This is a genomic window from Peribacillus sp. SIMBA_075 (assembly GCF_046534585.1).
Genome location: NZ_JAWRYN010000589.1, coordinates 1 through 272 on the forward strand (window position 1 = coordinate 1; position 272 = coordinate 272).

Consider the following 272-nt stretch of genomic DNA (forward strand, 5'->3'; position numbering starts at 1 on the left):
TTCTTTTCTATCTGCTCCAATCTTAATTAAGTATCCAAACACAGCTTTTGACTTCTCTATTAATAATGTTTCAAACGTTTCATGACTCATCCTGCTCTCCTTTCTATATACTCAACGTTTGAGATCGTAAAATGTATACAGCTTTTCTATAATTTTTTTCAAAATAAAAAGCACACCTATTTTGATGTGCTTCTCTCCAACATACTATTCTATTATTTCATCGCTTCCTTCACAACATCTTGAATCATAACGACTTCTGTTTTCATATCAAC

Annotated in this window: 1 pseudogene; it reads right to left on the bottom strand. The window is 31.2% G+C overall.

What is annotated here, in order from left to right:
- A pseudogene (locus SB775_RS29515) lies at positions 1-90 on the bottom strand (RNA polymerase sigma factor); the annotation flags it as partial.
- Positions 91-272 lie beyond the last annotated feature (182 nt).